Below are 10,430 nucleotides of genomic sequence, written 5' to 3' on the forward strand. Positions count from 1 at the left end.
TGGTGGAGATCAACATGTGGGAGCGGGCTTGCTCGCGAAAGCGGTGTGTCAGTCAGCTCATGAGTGGCTGATACACCGCTTTCGCGAGCAAGCCCGCTCCCACATTCGATCGTATTTCAAAATTTAGATATAAAAACGCGACATAAAAATGTCGCTTATCGGACAGTTCGCCCCGCAACAGTGCGTTTGACCCGCAAATTCGTTAGGCTAGCCGCCTCTTTATGCGTGTGCCTCCCAAAAGGAAGCCTCGCGCCAGACCGGTCGGTCCCCATCCGGACCGGCAGTATTTCCCTCATCCATAGGGAAGCCCTCTCTAAATTCCGATTCAGTAGTGTGGTATTTCCTCAAATGAAAGTGTTGAAAAGCCAGGACATCCTGGCGTTGGGCTTTATGACTTTTGCCCTGTTCGTGGGCGCCGGCAACATCATCTTCCCGCCAATCGTCGGTTTGCAGTCCGGGCCTCATGTCTGGATGGCGGCGCTGGGCTTCCTGATCACCGCGGTCGGTTTGCCGGTGATCACCGTTATCGCCCTGGCCAAGGTCGGTGGTGGCATGGACGCGTTGAGCAGTCCGATCGGCAAGATCGCCGGTGGCTTGCTGGCAGCGGCGGCCTACCTGGCTGTCGGCCCGTTGTTCGCCACCCCGCGAACCGCCACCGTTTCCTTTGAAGTGGGCCTGGCGCCGCTGACCGGTGAAAGCCCGCTGGCGCTGTTCCTCTACAGCTCGGTGTACTTCCTGTTGGTGTTCTTCATCTCCCTGTACCCGGGCCGTCTGCTGGATACGGTTGGTCGTTTCCTGGCACCGTTGAAGATCATCGCCCTGGCCGTATTGGGCATTGCTGCCTTTGCCTTGCCGGCCGGCGATGTGGGTGTTGCCACCCCTGAGTACGTGGCCGCACCGTTCTCCCAGGGCTTTATCAATGGTTACCTGACCATGGATACCCTCGGCGCGCTGGTATTCGGCATTGTGATCGTCAACGCGATCCGCTCCCGTGGCGTCGAGTCGCCGAAGCTGATCACCCGCTACGCGATCATCGCCGGGCTGATTGCCGGTGTGGGCCTGGCGCTGGTGTACATCAGCCTGTTCCGCCTCGGTTCGGGCAGCCACGAAGTGGCGGCCGGTGCCGCCAACGGCGCCGCCGTGCTGCACGCCTACGTCCAGCACACCTTCGGCTCCCTGGGCAGCGGCTTCCTCGCCGTGCTGATTTCCCTGGCGTGCCTGGTAACCGCGGTGGGCCTGACCTGCGCCTGCGCCGAGTACTTCAGCCGCGTACTGCCGCTGTCCTATAAGACCCTGGTGGTGATCCTGGCGGTATTCTCGCTGTTTGTGTCCAACCTGGGCCTGACCAAGCTGATCGCGTTCTCGATCCCGGTGCTGACAGCCATCTACCCGCCGTGCATCGTGCTGGTGGCCCTGAGCTTCTGTAAGGACTTCTGGCAGGAGCAGGGCCGGATCGTTGGCCCGGTGATGCTGGTGTCGTTCATCTTCGGTTGCATTGACGCGCTGAAGGGCGCGGGCCTGGCTGACTGGATGCCATCGCAACTGGCTCACCTGCCGCTGAGCGAGCAGGGCCTGGCGTGGCTGGTGCCTTCGGTGATGACGCTGGTGGTTGCGGTGGTGATTGACCGCCTGCTGGGCAAACGCAGTGAAGCGATGGCTTAAACGTTTAGCCACTAACTTGTGCCGAGGTTTAGTTCGAAGTTTCGAGCTGCCCGGCCGGGTTAAAAACACCGGACAAAGTAAAGCCCGCTATTAAGCGGGCTTTCTTTTGCAACATGACTTTTCACGTCACAGTGTTCAAGTCGTCAGACTCAAGAACCGGTTGCAGGTGTTGCTTCTTTCGCAGCAGCTTCGTTCGATTCAGCCTGAGCTTTGGCAGCATCGGCGTTTTCTTTCGCAGCGTCGTTCACTTTATCCTGTGCTTTCGCCATGTCTTTCTGAGCTTGCTCAGAGTGGGCTGCGGCGTCTTGGGCTTTGTCTTCGGATTTTTTGTCGCAGGCAGCGAGGCCGAGGGCAGCAGCCAGCATCATGGAAATAGCTAAAGTCTTGCGCATGGGGTGTTTCTCCTTATTGAAGATATCTACTGGCCTTTCGAGCCTATGCCCAACGCTTAGTTCCTTAAATCTCACAGATATATAAGGCTTTTCCCTAGGGAACTTTCAGCAAGGTTGTCTACTCCGCCGGCTCCACACTAATAAGAGTCTTTAACGAATGACCGAAAATCCTCTTTTATCCCGTGCCACGCGCTTTGTTTCAGCCTTGCGCCACTGCCAGGTGCTGGGCATCCAGGTGCACGCCGCCAGTGAGGACGGCATGACGCTGGTGCTGCCCTATGCTCCGCATATCGTCGGTGACCCGCAGACCGGCGTGATCCACGGCGGCGCCATCACATCCTTGATGGACACCGCCTGTGGCATGGCTACCTTGTGCGTACTGCCGGAGTTCGAGGTTTGCCCGACCCTGGACCTGCGCATCGACTACATGCACCCGGCCGAGCCCCATAAACCGGTATTCGGCTTTGCCCAGTGCTACCGGGTGACCACCGACGTGATCTTCACCCGCGGCTTCGCCTACCAGGACGATCCGCAGCAACCGATTGCCCACGTGGTGGGTACGTTCATGCGCATGGGCAAGCGCCTCAAGGGCAGCCAGGGCCTGGGCAATGCAATCAAGGGAGAACAGGCATGACCCATCAATTCAAGACCCGTCTGCAGCAAGCCCACGAGCGCGGCAACTATGAAGCGCTGCTCAACCTGATTCCCTACGCCAGGCTGATCGGTATCGAATGCACGCGCCTGGGGGATGAATTGCTGTTCCGCATGCCGGCCAACAAGGACAACATTGGTAACCCGATATTGCCGGCGATCCACGGCGGGGTGATCGCGGGCTTCATGGAGCTGTCCGCAGCCTTGCATTTGCTGGTATTCACCGGTGCGCCTGGCGTTCCCAAGATCATCGATTTCTCCCTGGATTACCTGCGCGCCGGCCAGTTTCGCGACACCTACGCCAAATGCCAGGTGTGGCGCCAGGGTCGGCGGGTGGCCAACGTGGCGATTACCGCGTGGCAAAGTACCCCGGCCGAACCGATTGCCACCGCCCGTGCGCATTTCAAGATTGAGGAACCGGCTCGCCCTTGAAATCCTGGTCTTAGCCCCCAACTTTGATGACAACCCGCCGCCAACCCTCAAGGGCGCGGCCACTGCCATCCAATTGGAGTTTGATGACCATGAGTGTGGAAACTCAAAAGGAAACCCTGGGCTTCCAGACCGAGGTGAAGCAACTGCTGCACCTCATGATCCATTCGCTGTATTCCAACAAGGAAATTTTCCTTCGCGAATTGATCTCGAACGCCTCTGACGCTGTCGACAAATTACGTTTCGAAGCCCTGTCCAAGCCTGAGTTGCTGGAAGGTGGCGCGGAACTGAAAATCCGTGTGAGCTTCGACAAGGACGCGAAAACCGTCACCCTCGAAGACAACGGTATCGGCATGAGCCGTGACGATGCGATCACCCACCTGGGGACCATCGCCAAATCCGGCACCGCTGATTTCATGAAGAACCTGTCGGGCGACCAGAAGAAAGATTCGCACCTGATCGGCCAGTTCGGCGTGGGCTTCTACTCGGCCTTCATCGTTGCCGACAAGGTTGAAGTATTCAGCCGCCGTGCCGGCCTTGCCGCCAGCGAAGGCGTGCACTGGTCTTCCAAGGGCGAGGGTGAATTTGAAATCGCCACTGTCGACAAGGCTGATCGTGGTACCCGCATCGTCCTGCACCTGAAGTCCGGTGAAGACGAGTTCGCCGATGGCTGGCGTCTGCGCAATATCATCAAGAAGTACTCCGACCACATCGCGTTGCCGATCGAGTTGCCGAAAGAACAAGCGGCGGCCGAAGGCGAAGAAGCCCCAGCCCAGGAATGGGAAGTGGTCAACCGCGCCAGCGCCCTGTGGACCCGTCCTCGTACCGAAGTCAAGGACGAGGAATACCAGGAGTTCTACAAGCACATTGCCCACGATTACGAAAACCCGCTGAGCTGGAGCCACAACAAGGTCGAAGGCAAGCTGGAATACAGCTCGCTGCTCTACGTACCGGCCCGTGCTCCGTTCGACCTGTACCAGCGTGAAGCGCCGAAAGGCCTGAAGCTGTATGTGCAGCGCGTATTCGTGATGGACCAGGCGGAATCGTTCCTGCCGTTGTACCTGCGCTTTATCAAGGGCGTGGTTGACTCCAACGACCTGTCGCTGAACGTGTCGCGGGAAATCCTGCAGAAAGACCCGATCATCGACTCGATGAAGTCGGCGCTGACCAAGCGTGTCCTCGACATGCTGGAGAAGCTGGCGAAAAACGAGCCTGAGCAATACAAGGGCTTCTGGAAAAACTTCGGCCAGGTCATGAAAGAAGGCCCGGCAGAAGATTTCGCCAACAAGGAAAAAATCGCCGGCCTGCTGCGTTTCGCATCGACCAACGGTGACGACGGCGAGCAGAACGTTTCCCTGACCGAATACCTGGCGCGCGCCAAGGAAGGTCAGGACAAGATCTACTACCTGACCGGTGAAACCTACGCTCAGGTCAAGAACAGCCCGCACCTGGAAGTCTTCCGCAAGAAAGGCATCGAAGTGCTGCTGCTGACCGACCGCATCGACGAGTGGCTGATGAGCTACCTCAGCGACTTCGACGGCAAGAGCTTTGTTGACGTCGCCCGCGGCGACCTGGACCTGGGCAACCTGGATTCCGAAGAGGACAAGAAAGCCGCTGAAGAAGTGGCCAAGTCCAAAGAGGGCCTGGTTGAGCGAATCAAGACCGCCTTGGGCGATGCCGTCAGCGAAGTGCGGGTTTCCCACCGTCTGACCGATTCCCCGGCGATCCTGGCCATCGGCGAGCAGGACCTGGGCATGCAGATGCGTCAGATCCTGGAAGCCAGCGGTCAGAAGGTTCCGGATTCCAAGCCGATCTTTGAATTCAACCCGGCGCACCCGCTGATCGAGAAACTCGACGGCGAGCAGAGCGAAGAGCGGTTTGGCGACCTGTCGCACATCCTCTTCGACCAGGCAGCCCTGGCTGCCGGCGACAGCCTGAAAGACCCGGCCGCTTATGTGCGCCGACTGAACAAGCTGTTGGTTGAACTGTCGGTTTAACACCGTTGTAGAAAAACCCGCTTCGGCGGGTTTTTTCGTTCTGGAGCCTTTCACCTGGAGTAAATGATGAGCCAAATCACCGTGCGTTCCGTGGTCTATCAGATTGATGGCCAGTCTTATGAAAGCCGCCTGGCATTTGATGCCAGTCATAAGGGCCCGCTGCCAGGGTTGTTGATGGCGCCGAACTGGATGGGTGTCAGTGCCGGCGCTGAAGAGATCGCCAAGAGCGTGGCCAGCAAGGGCTACGTGGTGCTGCTTGCCGACCTGTACGGGCAAACCGTCCGCCCTTCGAACGGCGATGAAGCGGGTGCGGCGATGATGCCGTTGAAGAATGACCGGCCGCTGTTGAACAAGCGCATGCAGGTCGCGCTTGATCACCTGAAAACCCAGACTGAAGCGGCGGTGGATACCTCGAAGCTGGCGACCTTTGGTTTCTGCTTCGGTGGTTGCTGCTCCCTGGAGCTGGCACGTACCGGTGCACCGTTGAAAGCTGCCGTTTCGTTCCACGGCAGCCTCGACACGCCGAACCCGGCCGATGCAAAAAACATCAAGGGTTCCGTGCTGGTGTTGCACGGTGCTTCCGACCCGTTGGTGCCGAAGGAGCAACTGCCGGCGTTTGAAGACGAAATGAACGCCGCCGGTGTGGATTGGCAATTGCTGAGCTACGGCGGTGCGGTGCACTCGTTTACCGACCCGCACGCGAATGTGCCGGGCAAGATGATGTATGACGCGAAGACCGCTGCGCGGGCCTTTCAGTCGATGCATAACTTGCTGGATGAAGTGTTCAAGGGCTGATAGTTCGGTTGCCTGAGCTGGCCCCTTCGCGAGCAAGCCCGCTCCCACATTTTAACCGTGTACATCCTGAAGGAACGCGGTCGAAATGTGGGAGCGGGCTTGCTCGCGAAGGCTGTTTCACAGGCAATAAAGCGCTTAAGCCTTGCCTCCAGGCAACTCGATCCGCTCACTTTCCCCCGGCACTGTCGGCCAATCCCCAGCCGCCCAACGCTGCCGAGCCTGCTCGATCAACGCCGGATCACTCGCGACAAAATTCCAGTTAATCCGCCGTGGCCCATCCAGCGCCGCGCCGCCGAACACCACCAGGTGGCAATCAGTCTCGGCAAACAGCCCCATGCTTGCGCCTGCCGGCAACGCCACAAGGCTATGCACCTCCAGCGCTTCGCCATCCAACTGCGCCTCACCCTCCAGCACATACACCGCCCGTTCTTCATGCTCATCCGGGATCAGCAGGGTGGTAGCCGTCTGCATCCGCACCTCGGCATACAAGGTGGGCGACAACACCGGCACCGGCGATTCGAGGCAAAAGCCACTGCCGGCAATCAGGCGAATCTGCACGCCGAGGTTATCGCTCACCGGCAAGCTGGCGGCCGGATGATGGCTGTAATGCCCAGGCCCTTGTTCATGTTCCTTGGGGGAGGCCAGCCACACTTGCAACCCGTGCAGGCTGAAACCACTGGCCTTCAACGCCTCGGGGCTGCGTTCAACGTGGGCAATGGCACTGCCGGCTGTCATCCAGCTGACGTCCCCGGCCTTGACCACCTGATCGGAGCCGAGGCTGTCCTTGTGCAGGAGTTCGCCTTCAAACAGGTAGGTCAGGGTAGAGAGGCCGATGTGCGGGTGTTGGCGAATGTTCATGCCGGTACCCGGGGCATAACGGGTTTGCAGCATATGGTCGAAAAACACGAAAGGCCCGACGCTGCGACATTGCCTGGAGGGCAGTGGGCGCAGGATCGGTTGGCCTTCCACATCTTCGGCGCGCGGGCGAATCACGGTCACGGTGGTCATGGTGCTTCCCAGTCTGAGCGGGTCTGATGGTACTGAGCATAACCCGCTCGACGGGAGGTTGCCGCTACTGGCTGAAGGCGCCTTCGGAGAGCCGGGTCTCGATGGTGACTTCGGCCGTGGTCATCAGCTTGTGCACCGGGCAGCGATCCGCCACGCGGTGCAGCTCGTCGCGCTGCTCGTCAGTGAGTACGCCCTTGAGGGTCAGTTTGACGTTGAGCTTGTATTTGCCCTTTTGCTCTTCGGTGCTGTCATGGGTGACTTCCACGGTCACGCCGGTCAGCGGTATGTCTTTTTTCTGCGCATAGAGCTTGACGGTCAGGGCCTTGCAGGACGCCAGTGCGGCGTCGAAGTAATCGTGGGGGGAGGGCGCCGAATCGTCGCCGCCCAAGCTCTTGGGCAGGTCGGTAAACAGCTCGTGGTTATTGATATTGACGCTGTGGCGGAAGTTTTCGGCGTTCAGCGTGTTCACGGTAACAGGCATGGCAAACCTCACAGGGTGGCAGGAAGAAGCTCATGCAGTTATAGAGCATGCTGGCACGTTGGTGTTCCCCGTTGTTTACCGCTGAACCCGCAGGCGCGGTCCGAGGTCTACCGGCATTAGCCCTTGTTTGAGATACCCCCGTGCGCCGGACCCGCCTGAGTATTGCCCTGTTGCTGACCGCCGCAAGCCTTGCGGTGCAGGCTCGCGACTATGCCTACAGCGATGCACACCTGCATTACGTCGATTTCTTCCAGGAGTCGGCGGGCATGGATAAATTACTCAAGGCCATGGCCGATAATCGCATCGAGCACGTGATGATTTCCGGCATACCGGTGGCCAAGAAATGGCATGAGGACGAACCCAAGCGGCCGCGCTATTACGCCGGGGACGACGCCGACGCCTATTGGTACAGCGCCACCGACGTGTTCGTCGCCGATGCGGTCAATAAACTGAGCCCGGAGCAACGTCAGCGCTTTCATCCGTTCCTCAGTGGTTTCAATCCCAACGATAAAAATGCTGCATCCCATATCCAGCGCATGCTCGACCTCAATCCTGGGCTCTGGCAAGGCATCGGCGAAGTCTTCACCCGTCACGATGACCTGACCGCGTTGACCTCCGGCGACACCCCAAGGGCCAACAATGAGGCGATGACCCGCATCTATCACCTGGCCGCGGAGAATGATCTGCCGGTGATGGTGCATTCCAACATCACCTCCAAGCGTGAGAAAAATCCGTTGTACCTGGCGGAAATGGAAGAGCCGCTACGTAATCACCCGCACACCCGGTTTATCTGGGCCCATGCGGGCAGCAGCATGGAGATCCATCGGCACCAGACGCAGATGGATTTTTTGCTGCCGACCCTGGCGCGCATGCTGGAGGCTTACCCGAACCTGTACGTCGACCTGTCCTGGAGCGTGCTCACGCCTTACTTGCTGGATGAGGCGGGAAAGGCACGCCCTGAGTGGGTAAAACTGGTGGAGCGCTTCCCGGACCGCTTCATGCTTGGCTCAGACGTGGTAGGACGCTTCAACAAGCTCGGTAAGGAAATGCGCAGCTTTGACCCGTTCCTCGATGCGTTGCCTGAGGATGTGGCCAGAAAGGTCGCACGGGACAATTTCCTGGCGATTCTGCCCAAGCCCAGGTGATGGGTTTAGCTGAATCGCTACAGCCGGGGCGGGGCGATCATAAGGCGTTTTGATATCGCGTTTTCGTCTTAGGCAAACGTCTCAACTCGCCGATACCTTTCAAGAGCCCGCTGCAGGTGGATGCAGCGCTTTTGGAAGGATTCCGAGCATGAATATCAGAAGTCTGAATATCGCCCCTCGCGCCGGCCTGGGGTTTGGTTTGCTGGCGCTGATGGTGTTTGCCCTGGGCGGGTTCGCCTTGTTGCAGATGGGCAATATGCGCCAGCAGTCTGACCAGGTGGAAAACAACTGGCTGCCCAGCGTGATGGCGGTCGGCGAGATGAATCAGGACCTGCTGCGGGTGCGGGCCCTGACGTTGCGGCTGCTGCTTAACCGCGACCCGCAGGCAATCACGCAGAATGAGCAGAAAATCACCGAGCTGAAAAGCGGCCTGCACAAGGCTCAGTCCCTCTATGAAGGTTTGATCGTGCTGCCTGAAGAGCGGGTGCTGTTCGATCGCTTTAAAACCGAGGAAGAGCGTTACCTGCAGCGCCAGGAACAGGTGATGGCGTTTTCCCGGGCGAATCAGTTGGAAGACGCGATCAAGGTGGTCAACGGCGAGATGAACCAGTTGGCCGACGAACTGGCCGGCACCCTGCGTGAGCTGGTGACGTTGAACAAGGTCAGTGCCAATCAGGCGGCGAGCCTGGCGCAAAGTGTGTTCACGCAATCGCGCAGTTGGGTGGTTGGCATGATTGCCGTGACGGCGCTGATCACCATCGGCCTGGCATTGTTGCTGACCCGCAGTATTGTGCTGCCGTTATCCCAGTCTTTGAAAGTCGCCCAGGGTGTGGCCAGTGGCGATCTGACCGGGGTGATTACTGTCAGCGGCCAGGATGAGCCGGCGCGTTTGCAGCAGGCGCTGAAAAGCATGCAGGAGAGCCTGCGGGAAACCATTCGGCGTATTTCCGATTCGTCCAGCCAGTTGGCGTCGGCTTCCGAAGAGCTTAGTTGCGTGACCGAAGATGCCACCCGTGGGTTGCATCAGCAGAGTCAGGAAATCGAGCAGGCGGCTACTGCGGTGAACCAGATGACGGCGGCGGTGGAGGAGGTGGCGAGCAACGCGGTGGCTACGTCCCAGGCATCGCGGGAGTCGGATCGTATCGCTCAGCACGGGCGCGAGCAGGTGCATCAGACGGTGTTGTCGATTGAGTCCCTGGCGGATGATGTGACGGCCAATGCGACTCAGGTGGAGGACCTGGCGCAGAAGGTATATGGCATCAGCAAGGTGCTGGATGTGATTCGTTCGATTGCCGAGCAGACCAATTTGCTGGCGCTGAATGCCGCCATCGAAGCGGCGCGAGCTGGGGATGCCGGGCGTGGGTTTGCGGTGGTGGCGGATGAGGTGCGTGCCTTGGCGCATCGTACGCAGCAGTCGACCCAGGAAATCGAGCAGATGATCAGTGGGATTCAGCAGGGGACTGATCAGGCTGTCAGCTCCATGCAGCAGAGCAATACTCGGGCGCGGTCAACGTTGGATATCGCCAAGTCGGCGGGGACGGCGCTGGAGGAGATTGCTTCGGCGTTTACCCTGATCAATGAGCGCAACCTGGTGATTGCCAGTGCCTCGGAAGAACAGGCGGCGGTGGCGCGGGAGGTGGATCGCAATTTGATGAATATTCGCGATTTGGCACAGCAGACGTCGGCGGGGGCGAACCAGACCAGTGCGGCGAGCCAGGAGTTGTCGCGGTTGGCGGTGGATCTCAACACGATGGTGGCTCGGTTTTCGGTTTAGGTTGTTGGGGGGGCATATCCGTTGCTGCGGTCACGGCGGCTTATGGTTTCGCTCTTACAGCGAGTCACTTTGCAAAAAAGCGGCAAAGTAACCAAA

The 10,430-nt window shown here is 59.1% G+C and carries 10 protein-coding genes; 7 read left to right on the top strand and 3 right to left on the bottom strand.

The window, feature by feature from the left end:
• Positions 1-348: 348 nt before the first annotated feature.
• Complete coding sequence (brnQ, locus tag HX824_RS13810; protein WP_177054674.1) at positions 349-1,662, top strand: branched-chain amino acid transport system II carrier protein; 1,314 nt, start codon at positions 349-351, stop codon at positions 1,660-1,662.
• A 149-nt stretch (positions 1,663-1,811) separates the two neighbouring features.
• Here the strand turns inward: brnQ and HX824_RS13815 are convergent, their stop codons facing one another.
• Positions 1,812-2,054 carry a hypothetical protein gene (locus HX824_RS13815; protein ID WP_003210564.1) on the bottom strand — a complete coding sequence of 81 codons (243 nt, stop codon included), beginning with the start codon at positions 2,052-2,054 and terminating at the stop codon, positions 1,812-1,814.
• A gap of 157 nt (positions 2,055-2,211) precedes the next feature.
• Between HX824_RS13815 and HX824_RS13820 the strand changes: the two genes are divergently transcribed.
• The 4 genes from HX824_RS13820 (at position 2,212) to HX824_RS13835 (ending at position 5,926) form a co-directional block, all read left to right on the top strand.
• Complete coding sequence (locus tag HX824_RS13820) at positions 2,212-2,688, top strand: PaaI family thioesterase (RefSeq protein WP_003210563.1); 477 nt, start codon at positions 2,212-2,214, stop codon at positions 2,686-2,688.
• Positions 2,685-3,137: a PaaI family thioesterase gene (locus tag HX824_RS13825; protein ID WP_003210562.1), complete on the top strand. Its 453-nt coding sequence runs from the start codon at positions 2,685-2,687 to the stop codon at positions 3,135-3,137. The genes HX824_RS13820 and HX824_RS13825 overlap by 4 nt, the downstream gene beginning before the upstream one ends.
• A gap of 89 nt (positions 3,138-3,226) precedes the next feature.
• Complete coding sequence (gene htpG / locus HX824_RS13830; RefSeq protein ID WP_177054675.1) at positions 3,227-5,131, top strand: molecular chaperone HtpG; 1,905 nt, start codon at positions 3,227-3,229, stop codon at positions 5,129-5,131.
• Positions 5,132-5,197: 66 nt separating this feature from the next.
• Positions 5,198-5,926, top strand: coding sequence for a dienelactone hydrolase family protein (locus HX824_RS13835; RefSeq protein ID WP_008434010.1), 729 nt, complete (start codon positions 5,198-5,200; stop codon positions 5,924-5,926).
• Positions 5,927-6,061: 135 nt separating this feature from the next.
• Here the strand turns inward: HX824_RS13835 and HX824_RS13840 are convergent, their stop codons facing one another.
• Positions 6,062-6,934 carry a pirin family protein gene (locus HX824_RS13840; protein WP_177054676.1) on the bottom strand — a complete coding sequence of 291 codons (873 nt, stop codon included), beginning with the start codon at positions 6,932-6,934 and terminating at the stop codon, positions 6,062-6,064.
• A gap of 64 nt (positions 6,935-6,998) precedes the next feature.
• The gene (locus HX824_RS13845; RefSeq protein WP_003210558.1) at positions 6,999-7,415 is read right to left on the bottom strand and encodes an OsmC family protein; all 417 of its coding nucleotides are present in this window, start codon (positions 7,413-7,415) and stop codon (positions 6,999-7,001) included.
• Positions 7,416-7,555: 140 nt separating this feature from the next.
• Between HX824_RS13845 and HX824_RS13850 the strand changes: the two genes are divergently transcribed.
• Both HX824_RS13850 and HX824_RS13855 read left to right on the top strand, forming a co-directional pair.
• Positions 7,556-8,560, top strand: a complete 1,005-nt coding sequence (locus tag HX824_RS13850) for an amidohydrolase family protein (RefSeq protein ID WP_008434016.1) — start codon at positions 7,556-7,558, stop codon at positions 8,558-8,560.
• 148 nt (positions 8,561-8,708) lie between these two features.
• A complete protein-coding gene (locus HX824_RS13855) occupies positions 8,709-10,334 on the top strand; it encodes a methyl-accepting chemotaxis protein (RefSeq protein WP_003210555.1) in 1,626 nt (541 codons plus the stop codon).
• Positions 10,335-10,430 lie beyond the last annotated feature (96 nt).

The organism is Pseudomonas sp. D4002, assembly GCF_013385665.1.
GTDB lineage: Bacteria > Pseudomonadota > Gammaproteobacteria > Pseudomonadales > Pseudomonadaceae > Aquipseudomonas.